The sequence below is a fragment of the Enterobacter sp. 120016 genome (assembly GCF_018383635.1).
Taxonomy (GTDB): Bacteria; Pseudomonadota; Gammaproteobacteria; order Enterobacterales; family Enterobacteriaceae; genus Enterobacter; species Enterobacter asburiae_D.
Window position 1 is genome coordinate 1 of the sequence record NZ_JAHAWC010000006.1, and the last position, 16,174, is coordinate 16,174.

At 54.4% G+C, this 16,174-nt stretch carries 16 protein-coding genes; 14 read left to right on the top strand and 2 right to left on the bottom strand.

Annotated features, from left to right (window positions below; all coding sequences use genetic code 11):
• Nucleotides 1-154 precede the first annotated feature (154 nt).
• Nucleotides 155-637: a zinc ribbon-containing protein gene (locus KIF87_RS10590; protein ID WP_029740138.1), complete on the bottom strand. Its 483-nt coding sequence runs from the start codon at nucleotides 635-637 to the stop codon at nucleotides 155-157.
• Nucleotides 638-851: 214 nt separating this feature from the next.
• Here KIF87_RS10590 and leuS point away from each other — a divergent pair, with 214 nt between their 5' ends.
• From leuS to lipA, 14 genes are all read left to right on the top strand, one after another.
• Complete coding sequence (gene leuS / locus KIF87_RS10595) at nucleotides 852-3,434, top strand: leucine--tRNA ligase (protein WP_213328700.1); 2,583 nt, start codon at nucleotides 852-854, stop codon at nucleotides 3,432-3,434.
• Nucleotides 3,435-3,448: 14 nt separating this feature from the next.
• Nucleotides 3,449-4,018, top strand: a complete 570-nt coding sequence (gene lptE, locus KIF87_RS10600; RefSeq protein ID WP_213328701.1) for an LPS assembly lipoprotein LptE — start codon at nucleotides 3,449-3,451, stop codon at nucleotides 4,016-4,018.
• Entirely contained in the window at nucleotides 4,018-5,049 is a 1,032-nt protein-coding gene (holA, locus tag KIF87_RS10605; RefSeq protein ID WP_213328829.1) for a DNA polymerase III subunit delta, read from the top strand. Before lptE ends, holA begins: the two co-directional genes overlap by 1 nt.
• Complete coding sequence (gene nadD / locus KIF87_RS10610; protein WP_213328702.1) at nucleotides 5,042-5,707, top strand: nicotinate-nucleotide adenylyltransferase; 666 nt, start codon at nucleotides 5,042-5,044, stop codon at nucleotides 5,705-5,707. The genes holA and nadD overlap by 8 nt, the downstream gene beginning before the upstream one ends.
• A 269-nt stretch (nucleotides 5,708-5,976) precedes the next feature.
• A complete protein-coding gene (gene rsfS / locus KIF87_RS10615; protein WP_023334893.1) occupies nucleotides 5,977-6,294 on the top strand; it encodes a ribosome silencing factor in 318 nt (105 codons plus the stop codon).
• 3 nt (nucleotides 6,295-6,297) lie between these two features.
• Nucleotides 6,298-6,765 (top strand): 23S rRNA (pseudouridine(1915)-N(3))-methyltransferase RlmH, encoded by a 468-nt coding sequence (gene rlmH, locus KIF87_RS10620; RefSeq protein WP_003858701.1) that lies wholly within the window; start codon nucleotides 6,298-6,300, stop codon nucleotides 6,763-6,765.
• 28 nt (nucleotides 6,766-6,793) lie between these two features.
• A complete protein-coding gene (gene mrdA, locus KIF87_RS10625; protein ID WP_063143184.1) occupies nucleotides 6,794-8,695 on the top strand; it encodes a peptidoglycan DD-transpeptidase MrdA in 1,902 nt (633 codons plus the stop codon).
• A 2-nt stretch (nucleotides 8,696-8,697) separates the two neighbouring features.
• Nucleotides 8,698-9,810 (top strand): peptidoglycan glycosyltransferase MrdB, encoded by a 1,113-nt coding sequence (gene mrdB, locus KIF87_RS10630; protein ID WP_023310746.1) that lies wholly within the window; start codon nucleotides 8,698-8,700, stop codon nucleotides 9,808-9,810.
• Nucleotides 9,811-9,826: 16 nt separating this feature from the next.
• Nucleotides 9,827-10,939 (top strand): endolytic peptidoglycan transglycosylase RlpA, encoded by a 1,113-nt coding sequence (rlpA, locus tag KIF87_RS10635; protein WP_213328703.1) that lies wholly within the window; start codon nucleotides 9,827-9,829, stop codon nucleotides 10,937-10,939.
• A 139-nt stretch (nucleotides 10,940-11,078) separates the two neighbouring features.
• The gene (gene dacA / locus KIF87_RS10640) at nucleotides 11,079-12,290 is read left to right on the top strand and encodes a D-alanyl-D-alanine carboxypeptidase DacA (RefSeq protein ID WP_014069323.1); all 1,212 of its coding nucleotides are present in this window, start codon (nucleotides 11,079-11,081) and stop codon (nucleotides 12,288-12,290) included.
• Between the two features lie 106 nt (nucleotides 12,291-12,396).
• A complete protein-coding gene (gene ybeD, locus KIF87_RS10645) occupies nucleotides 12,397-12,660 on the top strand; it encodes a DUF493 family protein YbeD (RefSeq protein ID WP_006177135.1) in 264 nt (87 codons plus the stop codon).
• Between the two features lie 94 nt (nucleotides 12,661-12,754).
• Nucleotides 12,755-13,396, top strand: coding sequence for a lipoyl(octanoyl) transferase LipB (gene lipB / locus KIF87_RS10650; RefSeq protein ID WP_213328704.1), 642 nt, complete (start codon nucleotides 12,755-12,757; stop codon nucleotides 13,394-13,396).
• Between the two features lie 291 nt (nucleotides 13,397-13,687).
• Complete coding sequence (locus tag KIF87_RS10655) at nucleotides 13,688-14,641, top strand: YbeF family transcriptional regulator (protein WP_121425462.1); 954 nt, start codon at nucleotides 13,688-13,690, stop codon at nucleotides 14,639-14,641.
• Between the two features lie 207 nt (nucleotides 14,642-14,848).
• A complete protein-coding gene (gene lipA, locus KIF87_RS10660; protein WP_023334887.1) occupies nucleotides 14,849-15,814 on the top strand; it encodes a lipoyl synthase in 966 nt (321 codons plus the stop codon).
• Nucleotides 15,815-15,895: 81 nt separating this feature from the next.
• On the opposite strand, the gene tatE is transcribed toward lipA, so the two are convergent.
• Nucleotides 15,896-16,099, bottom strand: a complete 204-nt coding sequence (gene tatE, locus KIF87_RS10665) for a twin-arginine translocase subunit TatE (protein WP_023310742.1) — start codon at nucleotides 16,097-16,099, stop codon at nucleotides 15,896-15,898.
• Nucleotides 16,100-16,174 lie beyond the last annotated feature (75 nt).

The window sequence follows — 16,174 nt, forward strand, 5'->3', positions numbered from 1 at the left end:
GACCTGAAGAAAAAGTCGATCACCATGGGTAAAGGATGTTAAAAAGTGTTCACCATGTCCCCGAACACCTGTCTACCATGTCCCCGGACCGTACACCCACGGGGAGAGGGAGCAAACACTAAAAACGGCAACAGGGTTGCCGTTTTGCTTTTACCTAGGGCTCAAACGGCCGACGCTGGAACTGATCGTGGCCGCATTTCGGACACATCGGCAGGACATCCGGCGTATACACCGCAATATGGTGGTGGCAATTCTCGCACACCAGATTTCCCAACCCGACCACCTCACCACTGTGATACACACCGTGATGGTTCAAATCCTGAAAAACCTCGCGCCACTCCAGCTGCGTTTTATCCGTGATATCGGCCAGCTCTTGCCACAGGCTCTCTTTAATCACCCGCATAAAAACGCTGTCCGTGACCTCCTCCTGACTCTCCTGGTAGCTGCGCGCGAACTCTTCCAGATCGCGACGCACGGCGCGCGTCACCTCTTCCACTTCGGTTCGCGTTAACTCACCCGTTTGCGTCACGCGGGCACGCGCTTGCTCCACCAGCGCGTCGATATCTCGCTCGCCGTTACGCAGCCGTTCCGTCAGTGTCGCCACCAGTTCGCGGTAAAATTGAGCAACCTTGTTCATCATTTTGCCTCCCGGGTAAGTAACTATTTCTAATAATAGACCTTATTTAATCGCCGCTTTGTCAGGTGAAGCACAGACCCGGTAAATTCCTGCAAAGCGCATTTGTGCGAAAGGCTGTTTTGACGCGGGCGTTTGGGCTATGCTATGCGGATCTGAATTACCACATCCATTGGCTACATTTGTAGCTGTATTGAAAACAGGACCACTGGCTGCCATGCAAGAGCAATACCGCCCGGAAGAGATAGAATCAAAAGTCCAGCAACACTGGGACGAGAAGCGCACCTTTGAAGTAACCGAAGACGAGAGCAAAGAGAAGTATTACTGCCTGTCGATGCTTCCCTATCCTTCTGGTCGACTACACATGGGCCATGTGCGTAACTACACCATCGGCGATGTGATTGCACGTTACCAGCGCATGCTGGGCAAAAACGTTCTGCAGCCTATCGGCTGGGATGCGTTCGGTCTGCCTGCGGAAGGCGCGGCGGTCAAAAACAACACCGCACCGGCGCCGTGGACGTACGACAACATCGCGTACATGAAAAACCAGCTCAAAATGCTGGGCTTTGGCTATGACTGGAGCCGCGAGCTGGCAACCTGTACCCCGGAATACTATCGCTGGGAGCAGAAGTTCTTCACCGAGCTGTACAAAAAAGGCCTGGTGTATAAGAAGACCTCTGCCGTTAACTGGTGCCCGAATGACCAGACCGTTCTCGCGAACGAACAGGTTATCGACGGCTGCTGCTGGCGCTGCGACACCAAAGTTGAGCGTAAAGAGATCCCACAGTGGTTTATCAAAATCACCGCTTACGCTGATGAGCTGCTGAACGATCTGGATAACCTGGACCACTGGCCAGATACCGTTAAGACCATGCAGCGCAACTGGATCGGCCGTTCTGAAGGCGTAGAAATTACCTTCAACGTTGAGAACTACGACCAGACCCTGACCGTCTACACCACCCGTCCGGACACCTTCATGGGCGCGACCTACCTGGCCGTGGCCGCTGGTCACCCGCTGGCGCAGAAAGCGGCAGAGAACAATCCGGAACTGGCTAGCTTCATCGACGAGTGCCGCAACACCAAAGTGGCCGAAGCCGACATGGCGACGATGGAGAAAAAAGGCGTTGCAACGGGCTTCTATGCTAAGCATCCACTGACTGGCGAAGCGATCCCGGTCTGGGCCGCGAACTTCGTTCTGATGGAGTACGGTACAGGCGCGGTAATGGCCGTACCGGGCCACGATCAGCGCGACTATGAGTTTGCCACCAAATACAGCCTGCCGATTAAAGCCGTTATTCTGGCCACCGATGGTTCTGAACCAGACCTGTCCGAACACGCGCTGACTGAAAAAGGTACCCTGTTCAACTCCGGTGAATTTAGCGGTCTGAGCTTCGAAGAGGGCTTCAACGCCATCGCCGACAAGCTGGCCTCTCTGGGCGTGGGTGAGCGTAAAGTTAACTTCCGTCTGCGCGACTGGGGCGTGTCCCGTCAGCGTTACTGGGGTGCGCCAATCCCGATGGTGACGCTGGAAGATGGCACCGTGATGCCAACGCCAGAAGATCAGCTCCCGGTGATCCTGCCGGAAGACGTGGTCATGGACGGCATCACCAGCCCGATCAAAGCCGATCCCGAGTGGGCAAAAACCACCGTTAACGGCCAGCCTGCGCTGCGTGAAACCGACACCTTTGACACCTTTATGGAGTCATCCTGGTACTATGCGCGCTACACCTGCCCGCAGTATCAGGACGGTATGCTCGATTCCGATGCGGCAAACTACTGGCTGCCGGTAGACATCTACATTGGCGGCATCGAACACGCCATCATGCACCTGCTCTACTTCCGCTTCTTCCATAAGCTGATGCGCGATGCGGGCATGGTGAACTCTGACGAACCAGCAAAACAGCTGCTGTGTCAGGGCATGGTGCTGGCGGATGCGTTCTATTACGTCGGTGCCAACGGCGAGCGTAACTGGGTTTCTCCGGTTGATGCGATCGTTGAGCGCGACGAGAAGGGCCGTATCGTTAAGGCGAAAGATGCCGAAGGTCATGAGCTGGTCTACACCGGCATGAGCAAGATGTCCAAGTCTAAAAACAACGGTATCGACCCGCAGGTGATGGTTGAGCGTTACGGTGCGGATACCGTACGTCTGTTCATGATGTTTGCCTCTCCGGCCGACATGACCCTGGAATGGCAGGAGTCCGGCGTGGAAGGCGCGAACCGCTTCCTGAAACGCGTCTGGAAACTGGTTTACGAACACACTGCACTGGGCGATGCTCCGGCGCTGAACGCCGCCGCACTGACTGAAGATCAGCAGGCGCTGCGTCGTGATGTTCATAAAACGATTGCGAAAGTGACCGATGATATTGGTCGTCGTCAGACCTTCAATACCGCAATTGCGGCTATTATGGAACTGATGAACAAATTGGCGAAGGCTCCGCAGGACGGCGAGCAGGATCGTGCCCTCATGCGTGAAGCGCTGCTGGCCGTCGTTCGTATGCTGAACCCGTTCACTCCGCACGTTAGCTTTACCCTGTGGCAGGAGCTGAAAGGCGAAGGCGATATCGACAACGCGCCGTGGCCGCAGGCTGACGAATCAGCAATGGTGGAAAACACGACGCTGGTTGTAGTCCAGGTAAACGGCAAAGTCCGCGGTAAAATTACCGTGGCGGTCGATGCAACCGAAGAACAGGTTCGCGAGCGCGCGGGCCAGGAAACTCTGGTCGCAAAATATCTTGAGGGCGTTACCGTGCGTAAAGTGATCTACGTACCGGGTAAACTGCTCAATCTGGTCGTTGGCTAAGCGCGGGAGGAAACGTGCGACAACTGGCAACAATATTCTTATCTCTGGCGGTGCTTGTCACCGCTGGCTGTGGCTGGCACCTGCGCAATACCACGGCGGTGCCCGCTGAGATGAAAACGATGATGTTCGACTCATCAGATCCGAATGGCCCACTCAGCCGGGCAATTCGTAATCAGCTGCGTCTGAACGGCGTTGAGCTTGTTGAGAAACAAACGCTGCGCAAGGATGTTCCGTCCCTACGTCTATTAGGAGGCGGTCTGTCTAAAGATACAGCCTCTATCTTCCAGGATGGGCGTACCGCAGAGTACCAGATGGTGCTGACGGTCAACGCGGCAGTTCTGATCCCGGGTAAAGACATCTACCCAATCAGCACTAAAGTGTACCGTTCGTTCTTCGATAACCCGCAGACGGCGCTGGCAAAAGATGCCGAGCAGCAGATTATCATCAACGAAATGTACGACAAGGCAGCGGAACAGCTGATCCGTAAACTGCCAAGTATTGCAGCGTCGACTAAACAAGGATCTGACATCGTTGAAAAACCGGTTGCCGGCACGCTTCCTGCTGCTAACTCTCTGGGTAAATGATGATCAGGCTGTATCCTGAACAACTCCGCGCGCAGCTCAATGAAGGGCTGCGCGCGGCGTATCTGCTCCTTGGAAACGATCCGCTATTACTTCAGGAAAGCCTGGATGCCGTGCGGCATGCCGCCGCCGCTCAGGGCTTCGATGAACACCACACCGTCCAGCTGGACAATAACACCGACTGGAACGCCCTCTTCTCGCTTTGTCAGGCAATGAGCCTTTTTGCATCGCGCCAGACCATTCAGATCCTGCTGCCGGAGAACGGTCCTAACGCGGCAATGAATGAGCAACTCGCCACGCTGGTCAGCCTGTTACACAGCGATCTGCTCATTATTGTGCGGGGCAACAAGCTCACCAAAGCACAGGAAAACGCGGCGTGGTTTACCCAGCTCGCAGCCCACGCGGTGCAGGTCACCTGCCAGACGCCTGAACAGGCGCATTTGCCCAAATGGGTGGCCGCGAGAGCGAAGCAGAACAACCTTCAGCTTGATGATGCGGCAAATCAACTGCTTTGCTACTGCTATGAAGGTAACCTGCTGGCCCTGGCGCAGGCGCTGGACAGACTCTCGCTGCTCTGGCCGGATGGCAAGCTGACCTTGCCGCGCGTCGAGCAGGCCGTTAATGACGCGGCACACTTCACGCCGTTCCACTGGGTGGACGCGCTGCTGTCGGCGAAGAGCAAACGCGCCCTGCATATTCTGCAACAGCTGCGTCTTGAAGGGAGCGAACCCGTTATTCTGCTGCGTACGCTGCAGCGCGAATTACTGCTGCTGATTACGCTCAAGCGTCAGTCCGCCCATACGCCGCTGCGTTCGCTGTTTGATAAACACCGCGTGTGGCAAAATCGCCGGGCTTTGACCACGGAGGCCGTCAACCGCCTGAGCCATGAACAGCTTCGTCAGGCTGTACAGCTTCTGATGCGCGCAGAGCTCACGTTAAAACAAGATTACGGCCAGTCGGTCTGGGCGGAGCTGGAAAGCCTTTCTCTGCTGCTCTGCCACAAGGCGCTGGCAGACGTTTTTATTGATGGATAGTATGCATTCTTTACAGGCCTTGTATGGCGGCACCTTCGACCCGGTACATTACGGGCACCTGAAGCCGGTTGAAATTCTGGCGAATCTGATCGGCCTTCAGCGCGTCACCATCATGCCCAACAATGTCCCGCCCCATCGTCCGCAGCCCGAGGCGACCAGCGAGCAGCGAAAAGAGATGCTGGCTCTTGCCATCGCAGATAAACCGCTCTTCCGACTTGATGAGCGTGAGCTGCGTCGCGACACGCCCTCCTGGACGTCGCAGACGCTTCAGGAGTGGCGCGCCGAACAAGGGCCAGACAAGCCGCTGGCGTTTATCATCGGCCAGGATTCCCTGCTGAATCTCCCCACATGGCATCAGTATGAAACCATTCTGGAGAACAGCCATCTGCTCGTCTGCCGCCGTCCCGGCTATCCGCTGACCATGCGCGAAGAGCAATACCAGCAGTGGCTGGAAGACCATCTCACCGATAATGTTGAAGATCTCCACAATCAGCCTGCCGGGAAGATCTATCTGGCGGAAACGCCGTGGTTCGATATCTCTGCGACCCTCATTCGTGAGCGTTTACAGCAGGGTTTAGCATGTGACGATCTGCTGCCGACCCCAGTGCTGGCCTATATCCATACGCACGGTTTGTATCAGAAAAGCGCAGATGAATAGCCGGAGGGCATAAAAAGCGGCTTATTGTTTATCCTGCCTTGACAGGGTAAGCCATACTGTTATTCTCCGCTGCCAGACTTTCCCGCCGATCATTGCTTTACAGAAATTGTTTTACAAAAATGGCGATGCAATCTCAGGCGGAGGGTGGGATGATACCCGCCTTCAAAAGCCCGGCCGGAGACATTTGTCCCGACACAGGCGTGAGTTCAGGTATACTGTCTGGCTACGAATTCAAAGTTATACAATCTTATTCACCCCAGGGGGAAAACTTGCAGGGTAAAGCACTCCAGGATTTTGTTATTGACAAAATTGATGACCTGAAAGGTCAGGACATCATCGCTATCGACGTTAAGGGTAAATCCAGTATTACCGATTGCATGATCATCTGCACCGGTACATCGACGCGTCATGTTGTTTCGATTGCCGATCACGTGGTTCAGGAATCGCGTGCAGCAGGGCTATTGCCGCTGGGCGTTGAAGGTGAAGCGACGGCTGACTGGGTGGTGGTCGACCTCGGCGATGTGATTGTCCACGTCATGCAGGACGAGAGCCGTCGCCTGTATGAGCTGGAAAAACTCTGGGGTTAATGCGTGAAGTTGCAGCTGGTCGCTGTCGGCACCAAAATGCCGGACTGGGTACAAACCGGTTTTACTGAATATCTGCGTCGCTTTCCAAAAGACATGCCGTTCGAACTGGTGGAAATTCCCGCCGGTAAGCGCGGCAAGAACGCGGATATCAAACGTATTCTCGATAAAGAGGGCGAACTGATGCTGGCAGCCGCAGGCAAAAACCGCATCGTCACCCTCGATATTCCAGGAAAACCCTGGGATACGCCGCAGCTGGCGCACGAACTGGAGCGCTGGAAGCAGGATGGCCGTGACGTCAGTCTGTTGATTGGCGGTCCAGAAGGGTTATCCCCCGCCTGCAAAGCAGCGGCTGAACAAAGTTGGTCCCTCTCCGCGCTGACGCTTCCCCACCCGCTCGTCCGGGTACTGGTGGCAGAAAGCCTGTATCGCGCGTGGAGCATTACTACCAACCACCCCTATCACCGCGAGTAATGACTGACCAGGGTAGATTAAGCAGCGGATGAAACTACAGAATTCTTTTCGCGACTATACGGCTGAGTCCGCGCTGTTTGTGCGCCGGGCGCTGGTCGCCTTTACCGGGATTTTGCTGCTTACCGGCGTGCTGATCGCCAACCTTTATAATCTGCAAATTGTCCGCTTTACCGACTACCAGACGCGTTCAAACGAAAACCGTATTAAGCTGGTGCCTATCGCCCCCAGCCGCGGCATTATTTACGATCGTAACGGCACCCCGCTGGCGCTAAACCGCACCATCTATCAAATCGAGATGATGCCGGAGAAAGTCGATAATGTTCAGGATACGCTTGAAGCGCTGAAAAGCGTTGTCGACCTTAACGATGACGATATCGCGGCCTTCAAAAAAGAGCGCTCCCGCTCTCATCGTTTCACCTCCATTCCGGTTAAAACCAATCTGACGGAAGTCCAGGTAGCCCGCTTTGCGGTGAATCAGTACCGCTTCCCCGGCGTGGAAGTGAAGGGATATAAGCGTCGCTACTATCCCTACGGCTCCGCGCTGACGCATGTGATTGGCTACGTCTCCAAGATTAACGACAAAGACGTCGACCGCCTTGATAAAGACGGCAAGCTGGCAAACTACGCTGCAACGCACGACATCGGTAAGCTGGGGATCGAACGTTACTACGAAGACGTCCTGCACGGGCAAACCGGCTATGAAGAGGTTGAGGTTAACAACCGCGGCCGCGTGATTCGCCAGCTGAAAGAAGTGCCTCCTCAGGCGGGGCATGACGTCTATCTGACGCTCGATCTTAAACTTCAGCAGTATATCGAAACCCTGCTGGCGGGCAGCCGTGCAGCCGTTGTGGTCACCGATCCTCGTACCGGCGGCATCCTGGCAATGGTCTCCATGCCTAGCTATGACCCGAACCTCTTCGTTGACGGCATTTCCAGTAAAGACTATTCCGGCCTGCTGAACGATCCGAACACGCCGCTGGTGAACCGCGCGACGCAAGGGGTTTACCCGCCGGCATCAACGGTTAAACCTTACGTGGCGGTCTCTGCGCTGAGTGCCGGCGTTATCAACCGTAATACCAGCCTGTTTGACCCGGGCTGGTGGCAGCTGCCGGGTTCAGACAAGCGCTATCGTGACTGGAAAAAATGGGGCCACGGTCATCTGAACGTCACCAAATCGCTGGAGGAATCTGCGGATACCTTCTTCTATCAGGTGGCGTATGACATGGGCATCGACCGCCTGTCAGAGTGGATGAGTAAATTCGGCTACGGGCATTACACCGGCGTTGACCTTTCAGAAGAACGTTCTGGCAACATGCCAACGCGTGAATGGAAGCTGAAGCGCTTTAAAAAACCGTGGTATCAGGGTGACACCATTCCGGTGGGTATCGGCCAGGGCTACTGGACGGCAACGCCGATTCAGATGAACAAAGCCATGATGATCCTCATCAATGACGGCGTGGTAAAAGTGCCTCATCTGCTGCAGAGCACGGTTGAAGACGGCAAAAAAGTGCCGTGGAACCAGCCGCACGAGGCCCCGGTGGGTGACATTCATTCCGGCTTCTGGGAAATTGCGAAAGACGGTATGTACGGCGTGGCAAACCGCCCGAACGGTACCGCGCACAAGTACTTCGCCGGTACGCCGTATAAAGTAGCCGCAAAATCCGGTACTGCACAGGTGTTTGGTCTGAAAGCCAACGAAACCTATAACGCGCACCGCATTGCTGAACGTCTGCGTGACCATAAGCTAATGACGGCGTTTGCCCCTTATGATAACCCGCAGGTCGCGGTGGCGATGATTCTGGAGAACGGCGGTGCCGGGCCAGCAGTAGGGACCATCATGCGCCAGATCCTTGACCACATTATGCTGGGTGATAACAACACCGAACTGCCGGCTGAAAACCCGGCCGCCGCTGCGGCGGAGGACCAATAATCATGACGGATAATCCAAATAAAAAATCGCTGTGGGACAAAATCCACATCGACCCAGCCATGCTGCTGATCCTGCTGGCTCTGCTGGTTTACAGCGCCCTGGTTATCTGGAGCGCCAGCGGCCAGGACATCGGCATGATGGAGCGTAAAATCGGCCAGATCGCCATGGGTCTGATCATTATGGTGGTGATGGCGCAAATCCCGCCGCGCGTCTACGAAGGCTGGGCGCCCTATCTCTACATCTTCTGTATTATTTTGCTGGTTGCGGTAGATGCGTTTGGCGCCATTTCAAAAGGGGCGCAGCGCTGGCTGGATCTGGGCGTTGTCCGCTTCCAGCCTTCGGAAATTGCCAAAATCGCCGTTCCATTGATGGTGGCACGCTTTATTAACCGCGACGTCTGTCCGCCGTCTCTGAAAAATACCGCCATCGCGCTAGTGCTGATTTTCCTGCCGACGCTGCTGGTTGCGGCGCAGCCTGACCTCGGTACCTCAATCCTTATTGCCCTCTCCGGCCTGTTTGTCCTTTTCCTGTCGGGTCTGAGCTGGCGTCTGATTGGTATCGCCGTGGTGCTGATTGCGGCGTTCATTCCTATCCTCTGGTTCTTCCTGATGCATGATTACCAGCGTCAGCGCGTCATGATGCTGCTCGATCCGGAAACCGATCCGCTGGGCGCGGGCTATCATATTATTCAGTCCAAGATTGCGATTGGCTCCGGCGGGCTGCGCGGTAAAGGCTGGCTGCACGGCACGCAGTCGCAGCTGGAATTCTTACCGGAACGCCACACCGACTTTATCTTCGCCGTACTGGCGGAAGAGCTGGGGCTGGTGGGCATCCTGATACTACTGGCGCTGTATGTCCTGCTGATCATGCGAGGATTGTGGATTGCAGCACGCGCACAAACCACCTTTGGTCGCGTCATGGCTGGCGGGTTGATGCTGATTTTATTCGTTTATGTCTTCGTAAATATTGGTATGGTGAGTGGTATTCTGCCGGTGGTAGGCGTACCGCTGCCGCTGGTGAGTTACGGAGGCTCGGCACTGATCGTGTTGATGGCCGGGTTTGGTATCGTGATGTCGATCCATACCCACAGAAAAATGTTGTCAAAAAGCGTATAAAAATAAGGGGATCGGAATGCGTAAGCAGTGGCTGGGGATCTGCATCGCGGCAAGTTTACTTGCGGCCTGCACAAGTGATGATGGTCAGCAACAGGCAACCGTCGCGCCGCCGCAGCCTGCGGTGTGTAATGGCCCGATCGTTGAAATCAGCGGTGCCGATCCCGTTTATGAACCGCTGAATGCCAGTGCCAATCAGGATTACCAGCGCGACGGCAAAAGCTATAAAATTGTTCAGGACCCTTCCCGTTTCAGTCAGGCGGGCTTTGCCGCCATTTATGATGCCGAGCCGGGCAGTAACCTGACGGCTTCCGGGGAAGCGTTCGACCCAATGCAGCTGACCGCGGCACACCCAACGCTGCCAATCCCGAGCTACGCCCGTATCACCAACCTGGCTAACGGCCGCATGATCGTCGTGCGTATCAACGACCGCGGCCCCTACGGGAATGACCGGGTGATTTCCCTGTCGCGCGCGTCTGCCGATCGCCTGAACACCTCGAACAACACCAAAGTCCGTATTGACCCGATTATCGTCGCGCAGGATGGTTCGCTCTCCGGGCCGGGTACCGCGTGTACGACGGTGGCAAAACAGACCTATGCCCTTCCTGACCGCCCAAATCTTGACGGCGGAATGGGAAGCGTCTCGTCTCCGGCAGAGCCTGCTCAGCCGGGGGGAGAAATACGCCCGATCAGCAATGATACGCTGCAAAGCGAGGATGCTACCGGCGCGCCGGTAAAGAGTAGCGGCTTTCTTGGCGCACCGACGACCTTAGCCTCGGGCGTGCTGGAAGGCAGTGAGCCCACTCCAGCGCCTGCTCCCATAGCTGCGCCAGCCACCCAGCCGGCTCCCGTAACGGCGCCAGCGGCCACGCAAAGTGCGGCGGTGGCGGCTCCAGCAGCGGCCAGCGGCAGCTATGTGGTTCAGGTAGGTGCAGTGAGCGATCAGGCCCGGGCCAAACAGTATCAACAGCGTCTGAGCCAGCAGTTTGGCGTACCAGGACGCGTTGAGCAGAACGGCGCGGTCTGGCGCATTCAGATGGGGCCGTTTGCCAGCAAATCGCAGGCAGCATCCCTGCAGCAGCGTCTGCAGAATGAAGCTCAACTTCAGTCATTTATCGCTGTTGCGAAATAATGAACCGGCGGTATCCGAATTGTCAGTTAGTGTAAAATACATTCACAAACTCATGCTTAAAGTCGGATGCCTGCCTGAATAGCATTTGCTATAGTAAGGCACTTTTTTTAATTCCATCACGGATGTCGTAGTTCTGACCATGAAGACCACTTTTTCTGCTCGTTTTGTGCAGCGCATGGCGCTGACCACGGCCCTTTGCGCTGCTGCGCTCTCTGCAGCTCACGCCGATGACCTGAATATCAAGACCATGATCCCTGGCGTTCCGCAAATCGACGCGGAATCCTACATCCTGATCGATTACAACTCTGGCAAAGTGCTGGCAGAACAGAATGCCGATGCCCGCCGTGACCCGGCCAGCCTGACCAAAATGATGACCAGCTACGTTATCGGCCAGGCGATGAAGGCAGGTAAATTCAAAGAATCGGATCTGGTCACCATCGGTAACGATGCTTGGGCAACCGGGAACCCTGTCTTCAAAGGTTCCTCTCTGATGTTCCTGAAGCCGGGTATGCAGGTTCCTGTTTCCCAGCTGATTCGTGGTATCAACCTGCAGTCGGGTAACGATGCCTGCGTGGCGATGGCCGATTTCGCCGCCGGTAGCCAGGATGCCTTCGTGGGTCTGATGAACAGCTACGTAACCGCGCTGGGTCTGAAAAACAGCCACTTCCAGACCGTACACGGCCTGGACGCAGACGGTCAGTACAGCTCCGCACGCGATATGGCCCTGATTGGTCAGGCGCTGATCCGCGATGTCCCTAATGAATACTCTATCTACAAAGAGAAAGAGTTCACCTTCAACGGTATTCGTCAGACCAACCGTAACGGCCTGCTGTGGGATAACAGCCTGAACGTTGACGGCATTAAAACTGGCCACACCGACAAAGCGGGCTACAACCTGGTGGCCTCTGCTACTGAAGGTCAGATGCGTCTGATCTCTGCCGTGATGGGCGGCCGCACCTTTAAAGGTCGTGAAACCGAAAGCAAGAAACTGCTGACCTGGGGCTTCCGCTTCTTCGAAACCGTGAATCCACTGAAAGCAGGCAAAGAGTTTGCGTCTGAACCCGTCTGGTTCGGCGACAACGACCGTGCTTCTCTCGGCGTTGATAAAGACCTCTACCTGACCATTCCGCGCGGTCGTATGAAGGATCTGAAAGCCAGCTACGTGCTGAACAGCACCGAGCTGCATGCCCCGCTGCAGAAAAACCAGGTTGTGGGCACCATCAACTTCCAGCTGGATGGAAAAACGATCGATCAGCGTCCGCTGGTTGTCCTGCAAGAAATTCCTGAAGGCAATTTCTTCGGCAAAATCATTGATTACATTAAATTGATGTTCCACCACTGGTTTGGTTAAAAATTGAACACTTGAAAGTGTGATTTTGATCCCCATATACTAAGTATCCTGATAACTCCCACCTGACGTGGGAGTTATTATTTTTTGACGTTACGCCGGAGCTGACATGAAAACCAAACTTAACGAACTGCTTGAATTCCCTACCTCATTTACCTACAAAGTAATGGGTCTGGCGAAACCTGAGCTGGTTGATCAGGTGGTTGAAGTGGTACAGCGCCATGCGCCGGGTGACTACTCTCCGTCAGTAAAACCAAGCAGCAAGGGCAACTACCACTCGGTTTCTATTACCATCACTGCGACACACATTGAGCAGGTGGAAACGTTGTACGAAGAGCTCGGCAATATCGAAATTGTTCGTATGGTGCTGTAGTCCCTTTGCGGTTACCCGGTTTGCCGGGTAACCCCTCTCCCCGCTGTGATATACTCCCCCACACCTTTTGTCCCTCGTCTTCGGAGACGCAGTTTTGTATCAGGATAAAATTCTGGTCCGTCACCTCGGGCTGCAACCTTATGAGCCTGTCTCCCAGGCCATGCATGACTTCACCGATTCACGCGATGACAGCACCCCAGATGAAATCTGGCTGGTCGAACACCTGCCGGTATTTACGCAGGGTCAGGCGGGTAAAGCAGAACATCTATTAATGACGGGAGATATCCCGGTTATCCAGAGCGATCGCGGCGGTCAGGTCACTTACCATGGGCCCGGGCAGCAGGTGATGTACGTCCTGCTAAATCTGAAACGCAGAAAGCTGGGCGTGCGTGAGCTGGTGACCCTGCTGGAACAAACGGTCGTCAACACGCTGGCGGAATATGGTATTGACGCGCATCCGCGCGCCGATGCGCCGGGCGTCTACGTTGGGGAAATGAAGATCTGCTCCCTGGGGCTGCGTATTCGTAAAGGCTGCTCATTCCATGGCCTGGCCTTGAATATTAATATGGACCTCGCGCCATTCCAGCGCATAAACCCCTGCGGCTACGCCGGCATGGAAATGACGCAAATGTGCCAATGGGTCGAAACCGCTACGCCAGAAAATATTCGTCCCGTGCTTTTGAAGAACGTGTTAGCGCTACTTAACAATCCCCCGCACGAATATATCCCTGCTTAATATATCGTACAACAGGGCTCGATAATTTGACGAGCCGCTGTTTATTTACCGCTTTTGCACTTTACAATAATCCACAGATTCTATATTTTCGAAGCGCCCGAATATTACCGCTACATATTATTTAGCCTCCAGCAAGCACGGCAAACACGGCATAAGTAACGTGAGCAATTATCACACAACTGTTTGCTTTTGATAAACAAGTGAAACAGAACCAACACTTTACGAATCTCTACAAGCATAATAAATAAATTCAACTATCATTCATATTGTGAATGTATACGGAGTGAAAGCGTGGAGTATAATAATTTACCAGCCAAACGACTGAATGAACCTGGTGGCGAAGACAAGCCGCAAATTTTTCGGACTTTACGTAATATTGATCTCAATTTACTGACTATTTTTGAGGCAGTATATGTCCATAAGGGTATCGTTAACGCTGCGAAAATTCTTAATCTCACGCCATCAGCAATAAGCCAGTCAATCCAAAAGCTACGCGCTATATTTCCTGACCCGTTATTTATCCGCAAGGGCCAGGGGGTAACACCGACGGCTTACGCCACGCATCTCCACGAGTACATCAGCCAGGGGCTGGAGTCGATTCTGGGCGCGCTGGATTTAACCGGGAGCTATGATAAGCAGAGAACCATCACCATCGGCTGCTCCCCTTCTGTGGGTGTGCTGGTGATGCCGGCGATCTTCCAGGCCGTGAAAGAACATGCTCCGCAGCTCCTGCTTCGCAACGTGCCGCTCAATGAACCTGACATTCAGCTTGCGCAGTTCCAGACGGACCTGATTATTGAAAGCGGCAGCTTCAGTGCCAGAGCGCTGGGGCAGAACGTGCTCTATGCAGATAATCTGGTGCTGGTTTGCCGGCAGCAGCATCCGGTTCTCAGCGAACCGCTGACCATCGAAAACCTGCGCAACTACGACCACTCGTCTTTCATGACCGAAGGGCAGTCAAACCATGCGCTTCGTCAGCGTATTGATGAAATTTTCCCGGAACGTCAGATCAGCTTCAGCAGTTACAATATGTTCACCACCGCATCCCTGATCGGCAGCAGCGACATGCTGTGCGTTATGCCATCACGCCTGTATGGCCTGCTACGAAAATGCTGGCCGCTGGAGAGCATTCCGCTCAGTCAGCTTAATGCGGAATCTATCGAGATTTCACTGCATTACAACAAGCTGAGTTTGCGCGATCCGGTCCTGGAAAACGTCATCCGCATTATCCGTCAGGCCTTCTGACAGGTTTAGCCAGCACAAGCCCCTGCAACAGGCAGGGCAAAAGGCACAAAACAACAACTATTTTACAAATTGGCGATCTGGCAGGCTGCTTTAACGACCGTTTCAATGATATACTGCCTGTCGTTCGTTCAAAAATAGTTGATAAATACAACATTCCCTTGAATTGAAACGCTTTCCTTCGATATTCGCAACTGGAACACGCACGCTATGAGTAAACCCATTGTGATGGAACGCGGTGTTAAATACCGCGATGCCGATAAAATGGCCCTTATCCCGGTTAAAAACGTGGCTACAGAGCGCGAGGCGCTGTTAAGAAAACCGGAATGGATGAAAATCAAACTTCCGGCCGACTCTTCGCGTATCCAGGGGATCAAAGCGGCGATGCGCAAGAATGGCCTTCACTCCGTATGTGAAGAAGCCTCTTGTCCGAACCTTGCTGAATGTTTCAATCACGGTACCGCGACGTTTATGATTCTGGGTGCTATCTGCACCCGCCGCTGTCCGTTCTGCGATGTTGCTCATGGCCGTCCAGTCGCACCTGATGCTAACGAACCCCAGAAGCTGGCGCAGACCATCGCCGACATGGCGCTGCGTTATGTGGTGATCACCTCCGTTGACCGTGACGATCTGCGTGACGGTGGTGCTCAGCACTTCGCCGACTGCATTACGGCCATTCGCGAGAAGAGCCCTAACATCAAAATCGAGACGCTGGTACCTGACTTCCGTGGCCGTATGGACCGCGCGCTGGATATCCTGACCGCAACGCCGCCAGATGTGTTTAACCACAACCTGGAGAACGTGCCGCGTATCTACCGTCAGGTCCGCCCGGGTGCTGACTATAACTGGTCTCTGAAACTGCTGGAGCGTTTCAAAGAAGCGCATCCGCATATTCCGACCAAGTCTGGTCTGATGGTGGGTCTGGGTGAAACCAATGAGGAAATCATTGAGGTGATGCGCGATCTTCGCCGCCACGGTGTGACCATGTTGACCCTGGGACAGTATCTGCAGCCAAGCCGTCACCACCTGCCGGTACAGCGCTACGTGAGCCCGGACGAGTTCGATGAAATGAAAGCCGAAGCGATGGCGATGGGCTTCACCCACGCTGCCTGCGGCCCATTCGTTCGCTCCTCATACCACGCCGATATGCAGGCAAAAGGCGAAGAAGTTAAATAATGCTGTAATATTCTTTTACAGTAATACAAAAAAACCGGCCTCATGAGCCGGTTTTTTTTCGCAAGCCCTCAGGCGTTGCTGTCACTCTTTGTGAGAAAGCTTGTCTGCCGGGACGTCATCCTCGGCGCTTTTCTTCGCCGCTGCATCATCGTCGTTCATCGCTTTCTTAAAGCCTTTGATGGCAGCCCCCAGGTCACCACCCAGCGTGCGTAACTTCTTGGTACCAAACAGCAGGACGACCAGTGCGGCAACCACCAGCAGTTTGGTAATACTAATCTCACCCATAGATACCTTCTTTACTTAAAACAGGCTGCATTCAGCGCCAAAACCTGATTGTATTAACGGTCATTTAGCGCGTGC